The organism is Pseudomonas auratipiscis, assembly GCF_036324085.1.
Classification (GTDB): domain Bacteria; phylum Pseudomonadota; class Gammaproteobacteria; order Pseudomonadales; family Pseudomonadaceae; genus Aquipseudomonas; species Aquipseudomonas auratipiscis.
Window position 1 is genome coordinate 120,213 of sequence record NZ_JAZDCU010000007.1, and the last position, 23,250, is coordinate 143,462.

Here is a 23,250-nt window from a genome sequence, read left to right on the forward strand (position 1 = left end):
CCTTCTATTGAATCCCGACATCAGTCATCAGCCTGAGTCTGGTCTAGGGCCAGGCTCGGCATAGCGCGCCCGACAATTCGGCTTCCAGGTATGTACTCGAAGATCATCTCGATGGTGATGCCGTTTGGGTCTTCGAGAAACAGCTGATGTTCGCCGATATCCGGAATCACCCGTTCACGAAAGGCAATACCCAGCGACTGCAAGCGCGTCTGAACGTGGTTGAGCCCCTCGCAACGCAGCGACACATGATCGAGCGCCCCGGAGCCGTAGCTGTCTGGCTTGTCGCCCAAATAGGCACGCAACTCCTGTTGGTCAACATCGACACTGGCGATGTGCAACAACGGACGGCCACCGGCATACATCCAGCATCCAGGAAAACTGAAACCTGGCCGAGGTCCCGGCGTGAGACCGATGACCCGTTCGAAGAAATCAGCGGTTTCACCCCAACGGCGGGTTCGAATTGTGAAATGGTCGAGCGCTAGTACACCCATAGCTTCCCCTGCCTGTCAGTGAGTAAAGAGATCAAGGTCGTTGCGAAAGGTCGGAAACGCCGCGACCCGAAGTTAATTATCAGACGATAACTTCTCACGCACAATAATTTATCGATTGATAATATTCATGTACGGCATAGAGGCTCTGACAGACGCAAAAGAGCCCTCGAAAATCAGCGACTTGCGAGGGCTCCGTGGTATTTCCCAGCGATAGGGCCTTAAGCACAGGCGCTACGGCACAGGCTCAGCCACTGTCAGATGTCGAAGCGATCGAGGTTCATGACCTTGGTCCATGCTTTGGCGAAGTCCTTGACGAACTTTTCCTTGGCATCGTTTGCGGCGTAGAACTCGGACACCGCACGCAACTCCGAGTTAGAACCGAAGACCAGATCGACCGGCGTGGCTGACCATTTGACCTCGCCAGTCTTGCGGTCGCGACCTTCATACAAGCCATCAGTTGAAGACTTCGACCAGGCAGTCGACATGTCCATCAAGTTGACGAAGAAGTCGTTGGACAATGTGCCTGGGTGAGCAGTAAGCACACCATTTTTGCTGCCATCGGTATTCGCCCCGAGCGCCCGCATGCCACCGACAAGCACGGTCATCTCCGGTGCAGTGAGGGTCAACAAGCTGGCCTTGTCGACCAACATTTCGGTTGGCGAGAGACGAGCGTCAGCGCTGTAGTAGTTACGGAAACCGTCAGCCTTGGGTTCCAGCACCGCGAAGGAATTGATATCGGTCTTGTCCTGGGTAGTGTCCATCCGACCCAGGGTTACCGGAATTTGCACGTTGAATCCACCTTTCTTCGCGGCAGACTCAACCGCTGCAGAACCCGCAATCACAATCACGTCCGCCAGCGAGACTTGCTTGCCGCCTTTGAGTTTGCTGTTGAAGTTCTTTTGAATCGCTTCGAGCTTGGCGAGCACTTTGCTCAACTCGGCCGGATTATTGGCATTCCAGTCCTTCTGTGGGGCAAGACGCAGCCGTGCACCGTTGGCACCGCCGCGCATGTCAGAGCCACGGAACGAAGAGGCCGAGGCCCAGGCAGTACGTACCAACTCGCCGGTACTAAGGCCCGAGGCGAGAACCTTGGTTTTGAGGGCTTCGATGTCTTTGGTATCGATCAGCTTGTGGTCCAGCGCTGGAATCGGGTCTTGCCAGATCAGGTCTTCCTTGGGTACGTCGGCTCCCAGGTAGTGGGTACGCGGGCCAAGATCACGGTGAGTCAGCTTGAACCAGGCCTTGGCGAAGGCAAGTTCGAATGCCTTGGGGTTATCCAGGAAATGACGGGAAACTTTCTCGTACGCGGGGTCGAATCGCAGCGCAAGGTCAGTGGTGAACATGATCGGCGCATGGCGTTTGTCTTTGACGTGTGCGTCGGGAACCATGACCGCAGCCGACGGATCGGATGGAATCCACTGGATTGCACCTGCCGGACTCTTGGTCTGAACCCATGTCCAGCCAAAGAGGTTGGCCAGATACTGATTGGTGAAATTCGCAGGGCTTGAGGTCCACGCGCCTTCCAGGCCACTGGTTATGGTGTCTTCAGCGTTGCCTTTGCCGCAGGTATTTTTCCAGCCCAGGCCTTGTTGCTCGGTCGGTGCGCTGGCAGGATCCGCGCCCAGGCACCCCTCTGGTTTGTGCGCACCGTGCGCCTTGCCGAAGGTGTGACCGCCGGCAATCAGTGCCACGGTTTCTTCATCATTCATGCCCATGCGCGCAAACGTATCGCGGATATCCTTGGCGGCGGCCAGCGGATCTGGCTTGCCATTGGGGCCTTCCGGGTTCACATAGATAAGGCCCATCTGCACGGCCGCCAGGGGTTTGTTCAGCTCACGCTTGCCGTGGTAGCGCTCATCACCGAGCCAGGTGCTCTCAGGGCCCCAATAGACCAGATCCGGTTCCCAGTCATCCTCGCGACCGCCGCCGAAACCGTAGGTTTTCATCCCCATTGATTCCATCGCCACGGTGCCGGCCAACACCATCAGGTCGCCCCAGGAAATACTCGCTCCGTACTTCTCTTTCACCGGCCACAACAAGCGCCGTGCTTTATCGAGACTGACGTTATCCGGCCAGTTGTTAAGTGGATCGAAACGCTGTTGGCCACCGTCAGAACCACCGCGACCGTCCAGCGTCCGGTAGGTGCCGGCACTGTGCCAGGCCATGCGGATGAAGAACGGCCCATAGTTGCCGTAGTCCGCTGGCCACCAGTCCTGAGACTGGGTCAGGGTTGCTTGGATGTCCTTTTTAACCGCACTCAAGTCAAGGCTGTTGAACGCCTTGGCGTAATTGAAATCAGCGTCGGCAGGGCTGGAGGCCGGGTTGTGTTGTCGCAGCAAGGAAAGGTCCAGGCGATTGGGCCACCAATCCTTGTTGGTCATCTGGTGGTGCTTGCCAGCCAACGAGGCGGCGCCGGTATTATCGGCGTGAACAATGGGTGAAAAGCCAACTATCAGGGCAATCGCCAAGGGCAGCTGTTTCATGCGCATGGGGGCTTAATCCTTGTAAGTGTGTAAACCAGGCCAATCATCAACCGGGTTTGAAAACGGGCGTCGAGTCAGGAAAAAAGTACGCAATGAAACCGGGAGTTACCGGATTGCATATGCTTCACAAACTTTAATTGCGCACCGTTTTTCGAACAATTGAGGTTATAAACGGGGCCGATTGATAACCTGATTGATGAAAGTTCTGGAAACACACTTAGCGCACGGCAAGTTCAAACATTACACCGTGAAAACTTCAAAGCTGCCAGGGTTTAGTACCGGTGGGGGCTGTACGCTTGAGTGTCGCAGCCAATAGCTCGAACTCTTGCGCGCGTGGATGAGTACGACGCCATACCAGACCAATGCGCCGATGCTCATCACCACGCAACGGCTTCACGGTCAATCGGCTGCGGTCGGCATTGATCGCCGCCAAGGCTGGCAGCAAGGTACATCCGCGGCCAGCAGCGACCAGATGCTGCAGAGTTTCCAGGCTGGCCGCCCGGCAGTCTGCCGAATCGTTTGCCTGCACCTCACTCATGCCGCATGCTTGCAACGCCTGGCCGCGCAGACAATGACCATCGGTAAGCAGCAAGAGCTTGAGATCGCTCAGTGCCTCGACCGCCACATCGCTGCCGGCGCCGAGCTCATGCCCTAACGGCAATGCCGCCCAGAAAGGCTCGTCGAACAGCACTCGCTCGTCATAGGCTTCAGGATCGAGCAGGCGCGGCCCGCCCTGCACTGCCGCCTCGCATCGCAGACACTCCGCAGAGCGCAACATCGTCTGGTACAGCGGCCGCGGGAGTGCCAGCAATGCGCAGTCGATGGACTGCTCGTTCAGCCGTTCGCACAAATCAGCGGTAAAGCTTTCTTGTATCACCAATTGCAACTTGGGATGGGCGGCCTCTACTGCCTGCAAAAGGTGCGGCAGGTAATACGGCGCCAAGGTCGGGATGATGCCCAGGGTAAGAATCCCTTCAAGCGGGTCGCGGCGCGCACGGGTCAGGGCGAGAATGGTGTCGGCTTCGGCAAGCATGTTCCGCGCGCGCTTGACGATCTGCTCACCACTGGGGGTGAGGGTGAATTGCTTGGCGTGACGGTCTATCAACACGTGGCCGAGGTAGTTTTCCAGCTTGCGCAATTGGGTGGACAGCGTGGATTGAGTGACATGGCAGGCATCGGCAGCACGACCGAAATGACGGTGCTCCGCCAATGCAACGAGATAGCGGAGTTCGCGTAAGGTCATCAACATATCCTTGGAAAGCGCGCACCAGGGTATAACAAACCCGCCATCACCGTAGCAGCGTTGGCCTTCAGGTTATATCGCCACGTGCACTTTTACTTTTCGTAATAGATGGGTCAGCTTCAACTTTCATGGCAAGGCTGCCAAACAGGATCGGGTCAGTGAAATTAAAAAAAATCATGACCTGCATTGAAAGAATTTCGCCATATCGTTACTCGCGATAGTTGAGTCCCCTTCGAACTTCCATATCTGCACGCAGATCGATGTATAAACTTACAAACGAATCCGTACAGAATTAATTGCCGACAACGCTTTCGGACCTCATGTACTCAGTTGCACGCTCGCGCAAAAACACCTTGAGCGCTTGCCACGCCGGGCTTTGGTAACGTTGTGGATGCCAGACGATATGGAACGCCCGCTTGAGATTCAGGCTGCTCTTCAATTCCACCAGCGAACCGCGGTGCAGGTCTTCGATGACACTGAGCTTTGACAAGCATGCCAGCCCATACCCCGCCCTGACTGCTTCCCTGATGGCTTCGCTCTGGCCGAGCTCCATGCGTATGTTCAACTTCTGCGCATGTCCGGCAATAGCAGACTCCAGCACCGATCGCGTGCCGGATCCCGCTTCACGGATTATCCACGGCTGGGTGGCGATGCCTGCATCATCGATCCTGCCGACGCGAGCCAGTGGATGCTCTGCACCACAGACAACCACCAACTCGTCATCGCACCAATACTCCGTCATCAGCCGCTCATCGGTGCACGGTCCCTCGATCAGACCGATATCCGCTTCCAGGCGCGAGACCTCAGCAAGCACCTCTTCGGTATTTCGCAAGCGAGCCTGCAGCGAAACACCCGGGTAAAGATCGGAAAAACGGTCGATCAGAAACGGCACCCGGTAGGTACCAATGGTCGAGCTGGCAGAAATCAACAAGTTGCCCTGGATAATTCCGTCAGGCTCCTGGGCCCCCTCGACGAAACGTTGCAAGCCGTCCAGCAACGCTTCGGCATGGCTCAATTGCCGCAAGCCAACCTCGGTGAGGACCAGCCGGCGGCCGGTTCTTTCGAACAACGGCACGTTCAAGTGGCGCTCCAGCTCGGACAGCGACTGACTGGTAGCTGACTGTGACAGGTTCAGACGCTGGGCGGCTGCGCCGATGGTGCCGAGTTTGGCCACGGTGACGTAGACCTGCAGCTGTCGGAAGCTAACCCCGATGTTCATTTCAGTTTCTCCGAATGGTTATATCGTTATAACCATTTTTTCATCTGAACGAAACAGGGCTATTTTTGAGGTCGTCACAGAGGAGACAACTTCATGTTTCGGGGCCTTTTACTGAGCGCACTTTTGACCTTGGGTGGATATGGGCTCAGCCGTATTCCACTGCTTCAACAGAGCGGCTTCAGCCCGCTCGTGTTCGCACTGTTGCTGGGTATCGTCGTCGGCAACCTGCCGTTGATCGGCGGCTTGGCGTCCATACAACGGGGCCTGCAGGTGTGTACGCGGTGGATGCTGCGTGGCGGGATCGTGCTGTTCGGCTTGTCAGTAACGCTTCAACAAATCTTCAAGCTGGGACCGGCAATCATTGCCCTGGATGCCGGCGTGATCACCGTTGTCATGGTTGCTGGCTATTTCATTGGCACACGGCTGCTCAAGCTGGACCGCGACGTCACCCTGCTGACCTGTGCAGGTAGCGCGATCTGCGGCGCCGCTGCCGTGCTCGCCACTGAAGCGGCGATTCGTGCACGCCCCGCAGCCACCGCCATGGCGGTAGCAACCGTGGTGCTGTTTGGCACCATGGCGATGGTCGTTTATCCGTTGCTCTACCCGTTGGCCGGCCTTGGCGAAAATGTGTTCGGGGTGTACATCGGGGCGACCATCCATGAAGTGGCGCAAGTGGTCGCGGCAGGTGTTGCCGTCGGACCTGATGCCTTGGCCAATGCGGTCATTGTGAAGCTGGTCAGGGTGATGTTGCTGGTGCCATTTCTGCTGATCGTCGGCCAATGGTGGTTCGCCCGTCAGCCCCGCGCAGCCGGCAGCGAAAAGCAGAAAATCACCATTCCCTGGTTCGCTTTCGGTTTCTTGGCGATGGTCGTTTTCAACAGTTACGTAACGCTACCTGCCGCACTGCACAGTGGGCTGGTTCTGGCGGGGCAAATCGCGCTGACCATGGCGATGGCGGCACTGGGTTACGAGACCCGGCTGGAAAAGCTCAAGGCGCTGGGCCTGAAACCATTCGCTCTGGCCTTCAGTCTTTTCATCATGCTGATGGGAGGGGGACTGCTCACCGTCCATCTGTGGATGGTCTGAGGAGAGTTAGCGCTCATCGCAACCGTTTCCCTGCCTGTCTGCCCTGGAACACTTAAAACCCGTACACCAAAAGCCCTCGCCAATCGATGATTGGCGGGGGCTTTTCACATAGGGCGTCGAGCGAACGCCGTGAGTTCGAGGCTAGCCCAACCGAGTCATTCTCATGACGTCAAAAATTTATATCACTGATAAACCACAGGATTTATACTCCGCGACCTCCAGAGTGGCAATTGGCCATCAAGGCAAAGCGAAGCCATGCAAGGAAGCTATTTCACATTGGTTGTCAAAGGAATAAAAAGTGGCTGTCGTCAAACTCCATAAAACACTCATTGCTCTTGCCATCGCCGCCGCAGCGCAACCTGCCTATGCACAGACGCTGACGCTGACCAACTCCGGCCTGCAGATCGAACGAAGCAGCTATGCGGAGCAGGTTGAAGTCAAAGGCTCGTTCACGACCTCCAACAGCGATGTGGACGCTATTGAGTTCAACAGTGTGACGTTTAACAAGGATCTGGTGATCAATGCCAGCGTAAATGCCAATGGCAATAACGCTGATGGACTGGATCTGTCGATGGCAGGTGAAGACGAAGACCCGTCGTCGTTCGGCCTAGCAACCGAAATATTCGGCAATCTGGTCAACAAGGGCAGTATTGCGGTGAGTGGCGGTGGTGTGTCGGCGATGCTGGTTGACCCGGCCATTATCCACGGCAACCTGATCAACGAAGGCACCTTGAGCGTCAAGGGCGACGAGTTTGAAGGTGACGGTATCCGTGCCCTGGAATTCTCGGGCGAGTCGGAACTGCACGGCGACCTGATCAACGCCAGCACTGGCAAGATTCTGGCAGACGGCAAGAACGCCACAGGCATCCTGCTTGAAGGCGGCGAGATCGACGGCAAGCTCATCAACAACGGCCTGATTCAAGTCAGTGGCGAGGATGCCACTGCGCTGGACGTGACTTCCAACGAGTACTCATGGGCGGGCACGACTTACAGCGACCGTGTGGACATTGGTGGCATTGAGAACAATGGCCGCATTATCGCTACGGGCGCCGACGCCATTGGCGTGGAGCTCGATGGCGTCAGCTTCTCCACTTCATCTGCTCAATTGGTCAACAATGGACTCATTCAGGCTACCGATGCTGCCATTGAGATTGGTGGCTTTGACATCGATGGCGACGGCCAAGGCGGCGCGCTGACGCTGGTCAACCGAGGCACCATCACCTCTGAAGATGAAGCCATTGACGCCTCCGACGCATCGGGCGCAGTGGTACTGGATTGGCAGGCCGGCTCTATTACCGGCAACCTGATCGATCTGGATCGCATTTATGTCACCGGCGATGCAGTGTTCAAAGGCAGTAACGCCGATGTCGATGGCTACAACATCCGCATGTTCGACAATGGCCCGGTGATTGTCGGCACCGCGGGCAGCGCTGGGCATCTGCAGTTGGCTAATGCGCACACTTCGCTCAAGGGTGATCTGGTGGTGGGCAATGGTTCGTCGCTGGATCTGAACCTGAGCAACGCGACGAATGCCAACAAGGCGGTCCTGAGCGTCGACGGCAAGGCGACCTTCGAAAAAGGCTCACACATTACGCTGGCCGCCCAGGGTAAAGATTTCACCGCCAACGGCAGCACCTACACCCTGGTCAAGGCTGATTCGCTGGACAATCAGACCGAGACAGGCAAGCTGGTCAGCAGCCGTTCTTCGCTGTTGAATGTCGATACCTATACAGTCGAAGGTAATCAGGTGATTGCCACCGTCACCGGCAAATCGTCCTCGCAAGTGGGTGAGGTGATCAAGGACATCGGCGGTTCGGGCAACGCCCAGCGCGCCGCTTCGGCATTCAGCAGTGTTGCCACTCAGTTGGCCACGCTGAACCCGCAGGATCAGGTGTTCCAGGCCTACGTCAACGCATCGCAGGACGCGCAAGCACTGCGTACCCTGGCTGAACAACTGACCCCTGAGGTCAACGGCGGTGCGACTCAGGCTGCAACCACTGGCCAGACGCTCATCAGCAACGTTACCAGCGCCCGTACCTCCGGCGCGCGCGGCATGTCTTCGGGTGAAGGCTTCAAGGAGGCGGGTGTCTGGGTACAAACCTTGTACAGCGATGCCAGCCAAGACCTGCGCGACAACGTCGCAGGCTACAACGCCTACAGCCGCGGTATCGCGGTTGGTGCCGACGGCAAACTGAATGATCAGGTGACCCTGGGTGTCGCGTATAGCTACTTGAACACCGATGTGAACGGCAAGAGCGGCGACAAAACCAAAGTCGACGGCCATGCCTTCACCTTGTACGGTGGATTCGAGCAAGACAACTACTTTGTCGATGGCAGCCTGACTTACGGCATCAACGACAACGAAAGCAAACGCAGCATCGCCAGCACGACCGCCAAAGGTGATTACGACAGCAACCTGTTTGGTGTGAACCTGGTGGGTGGCTACACCTATCATGTCTCGCCATCGGTACTGGTTGAACCACGCATTGCCGCTCGATACAGCTTGGTGAACATCGACGGCTATCGTGAAAAAGGCAGCTCTGCTGCACTGAAAGTCGAAGATCAGCGCTTTGAAGTGGCGGAACTGGGTGCAGGCCTGCGTGTTGCCGGAAGTTTCCCGCTGGGCAACGGCACCTTTGAACCGCAAGCCCAAGTCATGGCCTATCACGACTTTATCGGTGACGAAGTCAGCAGTACCTCTACCTTCATCTCGGGCAACACCCCCTTCGTCACCAGCGGTGCCAGTGCCGTACGCAACAGCTATGAAGCGGGTCTAGGCGCTGACTATCACTTGGGCGCCGTAACGGTTGGCTTGAACTACGACTACGTGGGCAAGTCGGACTTTGATGCCAACACTGTCACCGCCAAAGTGCGTTACGACTTCTGATGACCGCGGCAAAACTCAGCCCGCTGCGCTGGGTTGGGATTTGCCTGCAAGGCACGGCACTGATGTTCAGTGCCGTGCTGAGCGGTTGCCAGTCACCTCAGCAGGCACTTCAAGCGCTGGCATCCGCCCACGGCCAGCATCCGGAAATATTGGCTACCCATCCTTTCCCCCTGGCGATGATGGCGACGCTCAAGCACGATGCCCCCACCCGACTGCGCATCTATTTGGAAGGTGATGGCCACGCTTGGGCAACACCCACACAGCCGAGCATGGACCCCAGCCCCAGGCAACTGCTAGTGGCGCGGTTGGCGCTGAATGATCCAACACCTTCGATTTATCTCGCTCGCCCCTGCCAGTTCGTCAGCGTGCCTCGTTGTACGACCGAAATGTGGACCAACCGGCGATTCTCTGAACAAGTCGTCGCAAGCCTCGATCAGGCATTGGATGTACTGAAAGTGCGCTTTCACAACCGGGAATTCGAACTTGTTGGCTATTCCGGTGGCGCCGCATTGGCACTGCTATTGGCCTCTCGGCGCGATGACATCACTCAGGTTCAGACACTGGCCGGCAACTTGAGTCCGGCAGAATGGGTTCGGATACACCAGCTTGCGCCGTTGCGCGGCTCACTCGACCCTTTGGAGTATCGCCAGCGCCTGGCGCAGATCCCTCAGCGGCACTTGGTAGGTGCAGAGGATCGGGTAGTGCCGACGATGATCGAAACGTTTTACCGGCATCAACTAGGGCCAGCCGCATGCCTGCAAACGATCGTGATACCCGGCACCACGCATGAAACCGGCTGGGACAAGGCCTGGCTTAACTGGCGGGGAAAATCGATAGCGTGTGGATCGAGCGCTGTCTTGCAAGGCGAGTAAAGCAATGGGACAAGACGGTTGATACCACGTCACTGAAGACTGGGGAGCAAAAATATGCCCAGCGCTGTATAGGCGGCAATTCTGGGAAAGTTACTTGAAATGCGGAAAACAAAAAGCCCCTGAAACCTTGGGTTTCAGGGGCTTTTCGATGTATGGCGGAGAGATAGGGATTTGAACCCTAGGTACTGTCGCCAGTACAACGGATTTCGAATCCGTCCCGTTCGGCCACTCCGGCATCTCTCCAGTGGCGCGCATGATACCAGCAGTTCGCTCAAAGGCAAAGCCCGTTTGCGAAAAAAATTCGCGTGGTATCAGGCGCTTGCGTGAACTTGCCGCTTACAGCGGCACGCCCAGGCGCTTGGCAACTTCTTCGTAGGCTTCGATCACGTCGCCCAGACCCTGGCGGAAGCGATCCTTGTCCATCTTCTTGCGGGTTTCCTTGTCCCACAGGCGGCAGCCGTCAGGGCTGAACTCGTCGCCCAGGACGATTTCGCCGTGGAATACGCCGAACTCCAGCTTGAAGTCGACCAGCAGCAGGCCGGCGTCGTCGAAGAGCTTGTTCAGCACTTCGTTGACCTTGAGCGACAAGGCTTTCATTTTCACCAGTTGCTCGGCGGTGCCCCAACCGAAGGCAACAACGTGGGATTCGTTGATGAACGGATCACCCTTCTCGTCGTTCTTGAGGAACAGTTCGAAGGTCGAAGGCTCCAGCTTGATGCCTTCCTCGACACCCAGGCGCTTGACCAGGCTGCCGGCTGCGTAGTTACGCACGACGCATTCAACCGGAATCATGTCGAGCTTCTTGACCAGGCACTCGTTGTCGCCCAGCAGCTTGTCGAACTGGGTTGGAATACCGGCTTCTTCCAGCTTTTGCATGATGAAGGCGTTGAACTTGTTGTTCACCATACCCTTGCGATCAAGCTGTTCGATACGCTTGCCGTCGAACGCCGAAGTGTCGTTGCGAAACAGCAGGATCAAGCGGTCAGCGTCGTCGGTCTTGTAAACCGACTTGGCTTTGCCGCGGTAGAGTTCTTCACGTTTTTCCATGATGGGCTCCTCTTGCTAACTAATAAGATGGGCTAGGCGATTTCGCGCCAGTCGAGCCCGCAATCCTGGTTGGCCACTTGCAGCCAGTCCGGGTCGCACCCAAGGGTGTCGACGAAACATTGCCGGGCCAGCTGTGGCTGGTTGTTCTTGCTACTGAGATGGGCCAGCACCAGATGCTGCAGGTTCTGCCAGTCCAGCTCCGACACCAGGCGCGCGGCCTGGTGGTTGTTCAAATGCCCGTAGTCGCCGCCCACCCGTTGTTTGAGAAACATTGGGTAAGGCCCGCGTCCGAGCATGTCTCGGCAGTGATTGGCCTCGATCAGCAATGCATCCAGGCCCTGGTAACTCTGCAACAAGGATGCGTCATAGGAACCCAGGTCGGTGAGTACGCCGAAACGCCGGCCACCGTCGTCAAAAACATACTGAAGAGGCTCCAGCGCATCATGGGTCACGCCCACCGCACGGATACTCAAGCCACCGATCTGCAATGTTTCGTTTGCTGCCAGGAACCCGGCGGCCTCGACCGGCTTGCGCATACCGCGCAACGTGCCACGACTGAGGTAGACCGGTACATTGTAGCGCCGCGACAGCAAACCGACGCCATGCACATGGTCGGCATGTTCGTGAGTTACCAGCACCGCACTCAATTGATGGGCTGAAACGCCGAGCAGCGCCAGGCGCCGCTCGGTTTCACGCAGGGAAAAGCCGCAATCGACCAGGACAAGTGTTTTGTCACTGGCGATCAGCGTGCCATTTCCCTGGCTTCCACTTCCTAGAACCGCGAAGCGCACTTAACCCAGGTTATCCTGAATCACGCTCAGCACACGGCGGGCGACATCAGCCGGGGCCACGGTGTTGATGTTCTTCTCGACGGTAACCTGGACGCTTTCACCAACTTTGCTCAGGCGAACCTGATAACGTTCGGCACGAGCTTCGCGCTCTTCCTTGCTTGGCGCGCTACCGAACAGCTTGCTGAAGAAACCAGGCTCCTGGTCTTTGGCATCGGCTTTTTCGGCCAAGTTGATGTAATACAAGCCCAGGCTGCGGTTGATGTCTTCAACACGCCACTCGCCTTGTTCCAGAGCGCGGCCGACACTGGACCATGCACGGTCGAGGTCGGCGCCCAGGTTCAATACCGGGTTGCCACTGCCATCTTCGCTCAGGCTGACACGGCTTGGCGTATCGAAATCACGTGCGGCAAGCAACGACACCGAACCGCCCTTCTCGGCGCTACGGGTCATGCTGGCAAGCATCTCGTCGACCAGCATGGCGTCGACACCGGTGTTCTGCGAGCTGCTCGGAAAATCAGGCTGGGCAGTGCTGCCCGCCGGACGCTCGACGGTCACGATGTAGACTTCACTGGTGTTGCGCTGCACGCCCGGCTCGATACGCACACGGGTGCGCACTTCGTTGTCGCGGCTGCTCGAAGCGCTCGCCAGACGACCGGCCATGGAACCGGAAAGCTCGTCGAAGCGTTGCCAGGTGGTATTGAACTCACCGGTCTGCGGACGCTCTTCGTCGATACGGAAACCGTTGTCTTCAAAGAACTGACGGGCTACCGGCCAGACTTCGGCAGGCGCACGCTGGGCCAGGACCCAACGGGAAGTACCGCTCTTCTGCAGGCTGAAATCGCTGATGTCGGCACCGGCGCTCAGGGGTTGTGGACGCGGAACCTCGAACTCGCCCCTGACGTTGTCATCGGCAACGTTACGCGGGATCGGCAGCAGCGGATCAAGACGCTTGGCGTTGCTGACGTCTGGTGGCAGCTGCATCGGCGCCTTCTGAGTGGCCTCCAGATAATCGCTGCCACGGTCACGGAAGTAACCCTCTTCGCCCCAGAGCCAGCCACAACCACTGGTGCTGGAAATGATCAAGGCAAGGGCGGAAAGACCAGCCAATCGCTTCATGCGGTGTACGTCCTCAATTAAAACTGCAGGCCGCACTGGCGCATCGCCTTGCGTACCGTTTCGTGACAGGATTCGCTCAGCCAGGTCAGCGGCAGGCGGATGCCCTTCTGCATCAAGCCCATTTCAACGAGCGCCCACTTCACCGGAATCGGGTTGGCCTCGCAGAACAGGTCTTTATGCAGCGGCATGAGTTTTTCGTTGATTGCGCGAGCCTTCTCGGCATTGCCCTCAAGGGCGGCCTCGCACAAATCGGCCATTTCGCGCGGGGCGACATTGGCAGTGACGGAGATGTTGCCTTTGCCACCGAGCAGGATCAGTTCGACAGCGGTCGGATCATCGCCGGACAACACGATGAAATCCTTGCTCACGCCATCGATGATGGCTTTTGCGCGTTTCAGGTCGCCGGTGGCTTCCTTGATACCGATGATGTTCGGTACGCTGGACAAACGGATCACGGTCTCGGCCTGCATGTCGCACGAGGTGCGGCCGGGAACGTTGTAGAGGATCTGCGGGATGTCGACAGCTTCGGCAATATGCTTGAAGTGTTGGTACAGGCCTTCCTGGGTCGGCTTGTTGTAGTACGGGACGACCAGCAGGCAGGCATCGGCGCCAGCCTTCTTGGCGTTGCGGGTCAGGTGCACGGCTTCGCTGGTAGAGTTGGCACCGGTACCGGCAATGACCGGAATGCGTCCAGCGACACGCTTGACCACGAACTCGATGACCTGGATATGTTCTTCGACATCCAGGGTTGCGGACTCGCCGGTGGTACCGACGGCGACAATGGCATGAGTGCCCTTCTCCAGATGGAAGTCCACGAGTTTGCCGAGGCTGTCCCAATCAAGACGCCCTTGTGCATCCATGGGTGTGACCAATGCCACCATACTGCCCGCAATCATGAAACTGCTCCTGCCGGAAAAAGAGAGCGGTAATGGTACTGGCGCCATCGGCCTTGCACAAGCAAAGCTGGAGGCTGGAGCATTCCCCTCGGCGACCATTTTCGCTACCCTTCTCTCTTTGATCGGTACACAGTGGCCCGCCGGGCTGCCGACAACCTGCGCAGGCAGTGCCCAAAGCCTCGATCTGAAGCCCCGGGACCACGCCTTCCCGCCGTTCTGAGTCGTCAGGTACCGACCGCTCATCGCTTTAGGAATGCTGCATGTCCACCCCCACCGTTCGCGAACAATTCCTTGTCATCAGTGCTCTGGGCGCCAATCCCATGGAACTGACCAACATCCTGTGCCGGGCCAGTAACGACAATCGCTGCTCGGTCGTCACCTCGCGCCTGACCCGTCACGGCGAATGCAGCGCACTGGTCTTGCAAGTCTCCGGCAGTTGGGATGCCCTGGCTCGCTTCGAAGCAGCCCTGCCTGGCCTGGCCAAGAAGCACACCTTCACTGTGAATGTGGTACGCAGTGCCGAGCTTGAAGTGCGCCCGCTGGCGCTGCCCTACGTGGCCTATGTCAGCGCAGCCTATCGTCCGGACATCATCAATGAGCTGTGCCAGTTCTTCATCGACCACCACGTCGAACTGGAAAACCTCACGTGCGACACCTACCAGGCGCCACAAACCGGCGGCACCATGCTCAATGCCACTTTTACCGTGACCCTGCCGGCCGGTACGCAAATCAGTTGGCTGCGTGACCAGTTCCTGGATTTCTCCGACGCCCTGAACCTGGATGCGCTGATCGAACCTTGGCGCCCACAGAACCCACTGTAAGGAAGCTTTCCATGGCCGTTGAACTCGACCAACCCGTCGCCGATTTCCAGGCGCTGGCCACCAGCGGCCAGACCGTCAGTCTGGCTGATCTCAAAGGCAAGCAAGTGGTGCTGTATTTCTACCCCAAGGACAGCACGCCGGGCTGCACAACCGAAGGCCAAGGCTTCCGTGACCAACATGCGGCCTTCGAAGCAGCCAACACCGTGGTGTTCGGTGTTTCCCGCGACGGCATCAAGTCTCATGAGAACTTCAAGGCCAAGCAGGCCTTCCCGTTCGAGCTGATCAGCGACAAAGACGAGGCCCTGTGCCAACTGTTCGACGTGATCAAGCTGAAGAAGCTTTACGGCAAGGAATACATGGGCGTTGATCGCAGCACTTTCCTGATCGACAAGAACGGCGTGCTGCGCAAGGCGTGGCGCGGGGTTAAGGTGCCAGGACATGTGGATGCAGTGCTGGCTCAAGCGCAAGCGCTGAACCAGGCCTGAGTCATTAATCGTGGAGCCAGTGGAGCCGTCACAAGCGCCGGCCCGACTGGCTCCACGATGCTTTCACAACAACGGCGCGACTGCCGGCTCCTGCTTCGGCCAGGCATCCAGCACAGCCTTGAACAGGGTTGCCAGCGGGATCGCAAAGAAAATCCCCCAGAAGCCCCACAACCCGCCAAACAACAGCACCGCGCAAATGATCGCCACCGGGTGCAGGCTGACCGCTTCGGAAAAAAGCAGTGGCACCAGCACGTTGCCATCCAACGCCTGGATGATCGCGTACACCGCCATCAAGTAGATGAACTGATCGCCCCAGCCCCACTGGAACAATGCGATCAGGGTAACTGGCACGGTCACCACGACGGCGCCGACGTAAGGCACCACCACCGAAAACCCCACCAACAGCGCCAATAGCGCCGCATAGTTGAGCCCCAGGGCGATGAAGGCGATGTAGGTCGCCACGCCGCAGATCAGGATCTCGATACCCTTGCCGCGAATGTAGTTGGCGATCTGCCGATTCATTTCCTCGGACACCCGATTCAGCAACGTGCGTTCACGCGGCAGGTAGCCACTGACCCAACGAGCAATCAGTTCGCGATCCTTGAGGAAGAAAAACACCAGGATCGGCACCAGCACCAGGTAAATCATGATGTTGACCAGCAGCGGCAAGCTCGACAGCGAGAAGGTCAGTGCCCATTGGCCAAACTTGCCAATTTCGCCACGCATCACCTCGATGGCCTGCAGCACCTGTTCGTCAGACACCAGGTGCGGGTAACGCTCGGGAAGCAATAAAAGTAGCGATTGCCACTTGCCAAGCATACCGGGCAGCTCGTTGAACAGGGTGATCAACTGATGCCAGAGCAATGGCACCAGCACCAGCAAAAACACCGCCAAGGCGCCCATGAACAGGGTAAAGACCATACCGACGGCATAGCGGGTCGGTACATGCAGGCGTTCCAGGGCATTGACCAGGCCTTGCATGAGAAACGCCAGAACCATGCCGGCGAGCACTGGCGCCAGCATGCCGCCCAGCGTCAGGACAGCGGTAAAAGCCAGAACCAACAAGACCACCAGCACCACTGCCTCTTCATCGGAGAAGTAGCGCTGCATCCAGTCGCGAAGCACCTTGAACATTGACGATCCTTAGGAAAAAAACTCAGGCTTTGCGAAGCCAGTAGGTGTAAACACCTTCTTCTGCTGTTTCGAGCAGCAGCGTATGACCGGCCAATCTGGCAAAAGTGCGAAAATCGCGCTGCGACCCGGCATCGGTGGCCAGCACCTTGAGCACCGCGCCGCTGGCCAGGCGATTGAGTTCCATCTTTGCCTTGAGCAACGGCAGCGGGCAGTTCAGGCCACAGGCGTCGAGTTCGGCGTCAAACGTCAGGGTATCGCTCATCAGGGACTCCAGGCAGGCACATTCGAACAAGCTTCGTAGAATACCGCCACTGGTCGCCAACGTGTGAGCCAGCTACAGTAAGGTTCTTTGTCGACCAGAGCTTTGTGCATGAATTTACTGCGCCCTACCCTGCTGACGCTGGCCTGTTTGATGGCGCTTCCCAGTCATGCCGACGACCTGCCGTCACTTGGCGACGCCAGTTCTGCCATTGTCTCTCCGCAACAGGAACACCAGTTGGGTCGTGCCTGGCTCAGCCTGCTACGGGGCAACATCAACCAGCTCAATGACCCGCAACTCAAGGACTATGTCGAAACCAGCGTCTATCGCCTGGCTGAAACCAGTCAGTTGCAGGACCGTCGCCTGGAATTTGTCCTGATCGACAGCCGCGAGCTCAACGCCTTCGCCGCCCCAGGCGGGATTGTCGGGGTCAACGGGGGTTTGTTCCTCAACGCGCAGACCGAAGGCGAATATGCCTCGGTACTGGCCCACGAACTGGCGCACTTGTCTCAGCGTCACTTTGCCCGAGGTGTCGAAGCCCAGCAGCGCATGCAACTGCCGATGATGGCGGCGTTGCTAGCGGGCATCGTCGCTGCCGCAGCCGGTGCCGGTGATGCCGGTATCGCCGCGATTGCCGGCACCCAGGCAGCCGCTATCCAGGAACAGCGGCGCTTCTCGCGCCAGAACGAACAAGAGGCCGACCGCATCGGCATTCTCAACCTGGAAAAAGCCGGATACGACCCACGCAACATGCCGAGCATGTTCGAGCGCTTGATGCGCCAGTACCGCTATGACGCCAAGCCACCGGAATTCCTCCTCACTCACCCGGTTACCGAGTCGCGTATCGCCGACACCCGCAACCGCGCCGAACAAGCGCCCAAGGGTGGTACTGAGGACAGCCAGCGCTACCAGTTGATTCGAGCTCGCGTTGCGCTGATCTACGAGGGCACTCCGGGCCTTGCAGCCAAACGCTTCCGGGCGCAGCTGGATGAAAACCCGAACCTGGACTCGGCCCGCTACGGCCTGGCGCTGGCGTTGATCAAAGGTGGCCGTCTCAACGAAGCGCGAGATGCCCTCAAGCCCTTGCTGGCCAAGGCGCCCAACGACGTCACCTACAACCTGGCCCAAATCGACCTCGACGTTACCAACAATCGCCTGACCGATGCCCAGCAACGGATCGAGCGCATGCGCGCACTGTATCCAGGGAACTACCCGCTGCAGCAGGCGCGAATTGACCTGCTGCTCAAACAGAACCGCGCGCCTGAAGCGGAAAAAGCCCTGGATGCCCTGCTCAAGAGTCGCCCGGATGACCCGGATGTCTGGTACGACGTTGCCGAAGTGCGCGGGCTTTCTGGCAACACCATCGGCCTGCATCAGGCGCGCGCTGAATATTTCGCCCTGGTGGGCGATTTCGACCAGGCGCTGCAGCAACTCGACTATGCCAAGCAACGTGCAGGCAGCAACTTTGTGCTGGCATCGAAAATCGATGCACGTCAGCGCGAATTGCTGGAGCAGCAGCGGATGGTCAAGGACATGATGCGCTGAGAACAACCGTCCGTGTGGGAGCGGATTTATCCGCGAGGGACTGCAGGGCAGTCCTTCGCGGCGATGCCGGCGCCTACACTAGACAGTGAGTGAACGACCCCGTCAGGCGTTGCCAGACAGTTTCATCCGCGCTGCCTGGGTGAAATCGAGCATGCGTTTGAGTGGCTTGATCGCCTGGGGAATCAGCGCAGGCTCCACGAAGATCTCGTTGCTGCCTTCACGCAGGCATTGCAGCGTGCGTTCCAGCGTGTTCATGGCCATCCACGGGCAATGGGCACAGCTGCGGCAAGCAGCACCGTTGCCGGCCGTCGGCGCTTCAATGAACACCTTGTCCGGGCACAGCTGCTGCATCTTGTAGAAGATGCCGCGGTCGGTGGCGACAATGAAGGTTTTGTTCGGCATGGTTTGCGCTGCGGCGATCAGCTGGCTAGTAGAGCCAACTGCATCCGCCAGGTCGATCACCGACTCCGGCGACTCCGGGTGCACCAGGATCGCGGCATCCGGATACAGCACCTTCATGTCTTCCAACTGGCGTGACTTGAACTCTTCGTGAACGATGCAGGCACCGTCCCAAAGCAGCATGTCGGCGCCGGTCTGTTTCTGGATGTAGCGCCCCAGGTGTTGGTCCGGGCCCCAGATAATGGTTTCGCCGTTGTCCATCAGGCTCTCGACGATTTCCAGCGCACAGCTTGAGGTCACCACCCAATCGGCCCGGGCCTTGACCGCCGCCGAAGTGTTGGCATAAACCACCACGGTTCGCTCCGGGTGCTTGTCGCAAAAGGCCGAGAATTCCTCTACCGGGCAGCCCAGGTCTAGCGAGCACGTCGCTTCCAGGGTGGGCATCAGTACACGCTTTTCGGGATTGAGGATTTTTGCCGTCTCGCCCATGAAGCGCACGCCGGCGACAATAACGGTACTGGCTTCGTGCTTGTTGCCGAAGCGAGCCATTTCCAGCGAATCAGACACGCAGCCGCCGGTTTCCTCGGCCAGTGCCTGAATCACAGGATCACAGTAGTAATGGGCAACCAGCACCGCGTTCTGCGCCTTGAGTTCGGCGGCGATGGCGGCGCGGTAGTCGGCCTCTTGCTCGGACGTCAGCGGCTTGGGCTGCTTGGCATCGAGGTGGGCTTGCACCAAAAGGCGTTCGGAAATCTGGGTCATGATCGCTGGACCTGCAGGCGCTTGTGCGCGTAAGCCGAGTGTATCACCGAGCCCTGGCAAATCGGCTACAGGCTCCGCAGGCAACGTACACAATGACATGGCAGGCGGAACCAAAGACCTTCTGCGGCCTCGGGTTTTTATGGGATGCCGAAGGCTACAGTTAATCGGATGAATTCAAAAGGTTTTTTTAGTGAAACAGGTCTTGGGGCGACGACCAAGCCGCCCCAAGGCGTGCCGTCAGCCTTCCGTCGGCTGCATTGCGCCGAGGTGGGCCATGATCAAGCTGGCGAACTGCTCGACGGTCATTTTTTGGCCGTTGAAGTCAACCATGCCTTCGGCGTAGTGCAGATTGGCAAGGATATCGTTGCCCTGCACCGTAGCCATCCGGCTCTGCAGCGCCATCATCCCGACCATTTCGCCAGCCTGCGATGCTTGCTGGGAAAGCACCTGCGCATCACTTTGCCCTTCCAGGCGTGCCTGCAATGTGGCCAGGTCACCGATCATGGGTTTGGATACCTGCAGTTTGCTCTGCACCTGGGTAATCATCTGCTGATACAACTCAGCCGTCGGCAACTCCAGCGAAGCCGGCTTGCCCAATTGAACACTCAAGCTGAAATGACTTTCACCGTTGGCTGTCTTGAACGAGAAATCGTCCAGGGCAATTTGCGGCTTGGCGGCCAGCATTTGCTGAACATGGGCACTGACCTGAGCTTTTTCTGCGTCGGTCATCGGCAGTGATGGCAGTGCATCACCCTGCGCAGCTGCCGCTTGAAACTCGGGCAAACGAGTCTGGTACCAGGCAGCCAGCGCCTGCATGGCTGGCACATCTAGATTCTTGATGCTCCAGTGCATCGCTCCGGAACCTACCGGTTTGCCATCAAAGTTGATATCACCAACCTTGTAGGCCATGGTGCCGGACAGCTTGTCGCCGTCAGCCTGGTATTCGTTGTTTTGCTCAAGATGCTTCATCAACAGCACTTTCTGCTGCTCACCCAGCAACGCGCTGACCTCTCCCATACCCATGTTCATGGTACCCACATAGAAACCATGGGGTGTCTTGGTCAGGTCGCCAAACACACGCAAGTCCTTGAGTTCCACCTTCATGGGCACGTCGTCTGCGTCCTCCAGGTTCAACATCAAGCTCGCCGAATCGCCGGTGAACCTGGCCTGCTCGGCATCCTTGGTGCCAGTCGCCTGCACCTGCAATCCGGAGAACTTTATGCGCGTGACACCCGCCTCTTTCAACTCCATGGGCGGCATGATCAGGGTGCCATCGGTGGAACCGTCGTAACCCAGACTGTTCTGCCCGTATACCGGCGCCACATCGCCACTGGCGGCAAACCAGTCAGCGGTGACAGCATCTTTTTCCAGTGCATAGTTACTCGCCGCCATCACTGGCATGAGCCTCAACGCCTTGACCCGGGTCCAGGGCAACGGACCATGCTCGATGCGATCGACGATGCCGAACTCAAAGCTCTTGAGCTGATCGCCAACCACCATGTCCTTGACCTTCACCCGGTAGTGCGCGGTGCTCGAGAACAGGTGCGAATCCAGCGATGCCAGCTCCACGGTCATATTGCCAGCGGACTGTTTGAGCTGGATATTGGCCTGCACCATAGCCTGGTCGAGCACCGCCGGGAGTTGCTTACCGGTGTACCAGGCACCCGCCGTGCAAACTGCTGCCACGGCGACTACGAGCCCGGAAAGTACACCTACTGTCTTCTTCATGAATTGTTCCGCTTGTCCATTTTTGAGAGTTGTTGCAGCAAGGCCATGGGCCTATTCGTTGACGTCCATGAACTCACGAGCCCAGACGATATAGTCGCCAGGCACCGTGTAGGTATGGGTAAGTTCGGTGGCACTCAGGTCCGAGGCACTGCTGGTGATGCGGCGCTGCTCGCGCAGGCAATCATAGGTCGCCTTGATTGCCGCAAAATAAGCGCCATGACCGTCCACGGCAATGCGCACTCCCAACTGCGCCAGACGCGCATCATCGTGCAATTGCGGATTGCCGTAGGTCACCAGCATCAACGGCACGCTCAGGTGCTTGGCGATCTGTTCAAGGTGGTCAAAATCACGAATGCCGACCATGCACAGGCCATCGGCACCGGCATTCTGATACGCCACGGTGCGGGCAATGACTTCTTCAACCGGAATCAACGCAGCGTTGGTGCGCGCAATGATCGCAAGCTCGGGATCGACACGCGCCTCCAGCGCCGCACGGATCTTGCCGACACCTTCGGCAATGCTGATCAGGTCGGTGGACTTGCGCCCGAATTGAGCGGGCAGCAGCGTGTCCTCGATGGTCAGCGCCGCGATTCCGGCACGCTCAAGTTCAGTGACCGTGCGCATTACGTTCAAGGCGTTGCCATAGCCATGGTCGGCGTCGGCAATCACCGGCAATTGGGCCACACGGCCAATGCGCGTCGCCTGTTCGGCAAATTCGCTAAGGGTGATCAGGGCAAAATCAGGTGCAGCAAGCACCTGCAGGGAAGCGACCGAACCACCGAGAATGCCCACCTCGAACCCCAGATCAGCGGCGATACGCGCCGACATCGGGTCAAACACGGAAGCCGTGTGGTAACAGGCGGGAGAAGCAAGAAGTTTACGAAACGCGCGACGCAGGTCTTGGTGTGAGGCTCTTGGCATGGTCTTTCCAATCTATCGACTTCATTTATCGGACAGAACATACCACTGCAGGGCCTATGGCCGACAGGGTCAGATGCCATGCAGTTGTCGGCTCAGTTGCGCTGCTGCGTTCGTTTCAGCGTTTCACTAGGCAGCTCTTTGAACAATTGCTGATAGCTATTAGAGAAGCGCCCCAAGTGCCAGAATGACCAATGCATGGCGACTTCCGCGACGGTGCTGGCACCGGGTCGAGCGCTCAACAACTCACGGCGCGCGCTGTTCAGGCGACGCAAACGCAACCAGTTTGCCGGCGTCATCCCGGTGTAGGTCTTGAAGGCTTGCTGCAACTGACGCAATGGCACCTCGGCAACCTGCGCCAACTCCAGCAGGTTGAGCGTCTCTTCCGGGCAGTCGGCAGCCCATTGGCTGATACGGCGCATGATCGTGCGTTCTTCGGTGCGCCGCCCCAATGCGCTGCGGTCCAGACAAACACTGGCGCTGTCGAGTATGTACAGGCAATCCTGAAGCAACTGCTCGGTCAGGGCTTCGCGGCTGGGCGGATCAATTTCCTGCCCCAGACGGGTCAAGGTGCTGCTTAACCAACCGCCGAACAATGCAGTCTGCCTCGAGTTGAGCGGCGCCATGAACAGCCCTTCGAGCCTGGCGATATCCACAGCGTGGCGCTGGACGAACTCGGGGCCGAACACCACCGCCACTTCCTGGTAGTTCTCTGGCGTAATCCAGATGTTGCGGCTTTCACCGTTGAGCAAGTAAAGGCTGTTGTCCGTGCGGTCAAAACAGAAGGTCAAGGCCCCGCTAGGAGCGTGAAAACTCTGCTCTACCCGCGTGTTCATGGACTCTTCGTAGATCTCTACGCCTTCAAGCTCCAGGCAGCGTATACGCCCCTCAAAATGCCCCGGCGACATCTGCTGGTATTGCACGCTCCAATTGGGCGAGGCGCGCTCTTGCTCGATCACTGTAGCGGTACTGAAAGCCTGAACCTGAAACGGATTTGGCGCTGTCATAAACGGCTCGTCATGCACTCTTTTGGTGCATTTAATTCTGGAAAAAGTGGATAGATGGATC

General features: G+C 58.1%; 21 protein-coding genes and 1 tRNA gene. 7 read left to right on the forward strand and 15 right to left on the reverse strand.

Annotated elements, in window-relative coordinates:
* Positions 1-20: 20 nt before the first annotated feature.
* From V0R60_RS12055 to V0R60_RS12070, 4 genes are all read right to left on the reverse strand, one after another.
* Entirely contained in the window at positions 21-491 is a 471-nt protein-coding gene (locus tag V0R60_RS12055; protein ID WP_330079787.1) for a VOC family protein, read from the reverse strand.
* Positions 492-745: 254 nt separating this feature from the next.
* A complete protein-coding gene (katG, locus tag V0R60_RS12060; protein WP_330079788.1) occupies positions 746-2,980 on the reverse strand; it encodes a catalase/peroxidase HPI in 2,235 nt (744 codons plus the stop codon).
* Between the two features lie 250 nt (positions 2,981-3,230).
* Complete coding sequence (locus V0R60_RS12065; protein ID WP_330079789.1) at positions 3,231-4,217, reverse strand: LysR substrate-binding domain-containing protein; 987 nt, start codon at positions 4,215-4,217, stop codon at positions 3,231-3,233.
* A 292-nt stretch (positions 4,218-4,509) separates the two neighbouring features.
* Positions 4,510-5,436, reverse strand: coding sequence for a LysR substrate-binding domain-containing protein (locus tag V0R60_RS12070; protein WP_330079790.1), 927 nt, complete (start codon positions 5,434-5,436; stop codon positions 4,510-4,512).
* Between the two features lie 93 nt (positions 5,437-5,529).
* On the opposite strand from V0R60_RS12070, the gene V0R60_RS12075 reads away from it, so the two are divergent.
* The 3 genes from V0R60_RS12075 to V0R60_RS12085 all read left to right on the forward strand — a co-directional run bounded on the left by V0R60_RS12075 (position 5,530) and on the right by V0R60_RS12085 (position 10,281).
* A complete protein-coding gene (locus V0R60_RS12075; protein WP_330079791.1) occupies positions 5,530-6,522 on the forward strand; it encodes a YeiH family protein in 993 nt (330 codons plus the stop codon).
* Positions 6,523-6,820: 298 nt separating this feature from the next.
* Complete coding sequence (locus V0R60_RS12080) at positions 6,821-9,409, forward strand: autotransporter family protein (protein WP_330079792.1); 2,589 nt, start codon at positions 6,821-6,823, stop codon at positions 9,407-9,409.
* Positions 9,409-10,281: an alpha/beta hydrolase gene (locus V0R60_RS12085; RefSeq protein ID WP_330079793.1), complete on the forward strand. Its 873-nt coding sequence runs from the start codon at positions 9,409-9,411 to the stop codon at positions 10,279-10,281. Before V0R60_RS12080 ends, V0R60_RS12085 begins: the two co-directional genes overlap by 1 nt.
* A 153-nt stretch (positions 10,282-10,434) precedes the next feature.
* Here V0R60_RS12085 and V0R60_RS12090 read toward each other — a convergent pair.
* The 5 genes from V0R60_RS12090 to dapA form a co-directional block, all read right to left on the reverse strand.
* A tRNA-Ser gene (locus V0R60_RS12090) sits at positions 10,435-10,524 on the reverse strand.
* A gap of 93 nt (positions 10,525-10,617) precedes the next feature.
* On the reverse strand, positions 10,618-11,328 hold the full coding sequence (purC, locus tag V0R60_RS12095; protein WP_038613804.1) for a phosphoribosylaminoimidazolesuccinocarboxamide synthase: 711 nt from the start codon (positions 11,326-11,328) through the stop codon (positions 10,618-10,620).
* A gap of 32 nt (positions 11,329-11,360) precedes the next feature.
* Positions 11,361-12,119 (reverse strand): MBL fold metallo-hydrolase, encoded by a 759-nt coding sequence (locus V0R60_RS12100; protein WP_136477743.1) that lies wholly within the window; start codon positions 12,117-12,119, stop codon positions 11,361-11,363.
* Positions 12,120-13,235 carry an outer membrane protein assembly factor BamC gene (gene bamC, locus V0R60_RS12105; protein ID WP_136477744.1) on the reverse strand — a complete coding sequence of 372 codons (1,116 nt, stop codon included), beginning with the start codon at positions 13,233-13,235 and terminating at the stop codon, positions 12,120-12,122.
* Positions 13,236-13,252: 17 nt separating this feature from the next.
* On the reverse strand, positions 13,253-14,131 hold the full coding sequence (gene dapA, locus V0R60_RS12110) for a 4-hydroxy-tetrahydrodipicolinate synthase (protein ID WP_330079794.1): 879 nt from the start codon (positions 14,129-14,131) through the stop codon (positions 13,253-13,255).
* On the opposite strand from dapA, the gene V0R60_RS12115 reads away from it, so the two are divergent.
* From V0R60_RS12115 to V0R60_RS12125, 3 genes are read left to right on the forward strand one after another with little or no spacing between them, the layout of a single operon-like run.
* Positions 14,130-14,351 carry a hypothetical protein gene (locus V0R60_RS12115; RefSeq protein WP_136477746.1) on the forward strand — a complete coding sequence of 74 codons (222 nt, stop codon included), beginning with the start codon at positions 14,130-14,132 and terminating at the stop codon, positions 14,349-14,351. The two genes, dapA and V0R60_RS12115, sit on opposite strands and share 2 nt — an antisense overlap.
* Positions 14,352-14,391: 40 nt before the next feature.
* Positions 14,392-14,952 (forward strand): glycine cleavage system protein R, encoded by a 561-nt coding sequence (locus tag V0R60_RS12120; protein ID WP_136477747.1) that lies wholly within the window; start codon positions 14,392-14,394, stop codon positions 14,950-14,952.
* Between the two features lie 11 nt (positions 14,953-14,963).
* Positions 14,964-15,437 carry a peroxiredoxin gene (locus V0R60_RS12125; protein WP_203475915.1) on the forward strand — a complete coding sequence of 158 codons (474 nt, stop codon included), beginning with the start codon at positions 14,964-14,966 and terminating at the stop codon, positions 15,435-15,437.
* Positions 15,438-15,500: 63 nt separating this feature from the next.
* Here V0R60_RS12125 and V0R60_RS12130 read toward each other — a convergent pair whose 3' ends face one another.
* Positions 15,501-16,571 carry an AI-2E family transporter gene (locus tag V0R60_RS12130; RefSeq protein ID WP_203541993.1) on the reverse strand — a complete coding sequence of 357 codons (1,071 nt, stop codon included), beginning with the start codon at positions 16,569-16,571 and terminating at the stop codon, positions 15,501-15,503.
* 22 nt (positions 16,572-16,593) lie between these two features.
* Complete coding sequence (locus V0R60_RS12135; protein WP_136477750.1) at positions 16,594-16,833, reverse strand: sulfurtransferase TusA family protein; 240 nt, start codon at positions 16,831-16,833, stop codon at positions 16,594-16,596.
* A 108-nt stretch (positions 16,834-16,941) separates the two neighbouring features.
* Between V0R60_RS12135 and V0R60_RS12140 the strand changes: the two genes are divergently transcribed.
* Positions 16,942-18,375, forward strand: a complete 1,434-nt coding sequence (locus V0R60_RS12140) for a M48 family metalloprotease (RefSeq protein ID WP_136477751.1) — start codon at positions 16,942-16,944, stop codon at positions 18,373-18,375.
* Positions 18,376-18,477: 102 nt separating this feature from the next.
* Here the strand turns inward: V0R60_RS12140 and nadA are convergent, their stop codons facing one another.
* The 4 genes from nadA to V0R60_RS12160 form a co-directional block, all read right to left on the reverse strand.
* Positions 18,478-19,536: a quinolinate synthase NadA gene (nadA, locus tag V0R60_RS12145; RefSeq protein WP_330079795.1), complete on the reverse strand. Its 1,059-nt coding sequence runs from the start codon at positions 19,534-19,536 to the stop codon at positions 18,478-18,480.
* Between the two features lie 237 nt (positions 19,537-19,773).
* On the reverse strand, positions 19,774-21,264 hold the full coding sequence (locus V0R60_RS12150) for a YdgA family protein (protein WP_330079796.1): 1,491 nt from the start codon (positions 21,262-21,264) through the stop codon (positions 19,774-19,776).
* A gap of 51 nt (positions 21,265-21,315) precedes the next feature.
* On the reverse strand, positions 21,316-22,185 hold the full coding sequence (locus tag V0R60_RS12155) for an isocitrate lyase/PEP mutase family protein (protein ID WP_136477754.1): 870 nt from the start codon (positions 22,183-22,185) through the stop codon (positions 21,316-21,318).
* Between the two features lie 92 nt (positions 22,186-22,277).
* Positions 22,278-23,189 (reverse strand): helix-turn-helix domain-containing protein, encoded by a 912-nt coding sequence (locus V0R60_RS12160; protein ID WP_136477755.1) that lies wholly within the window; start codon positions 23,187-23,189, stop codon positions 22,278-22,280.
* Positions 23,190-23,250: the final 61 nt, after the last annotated feature.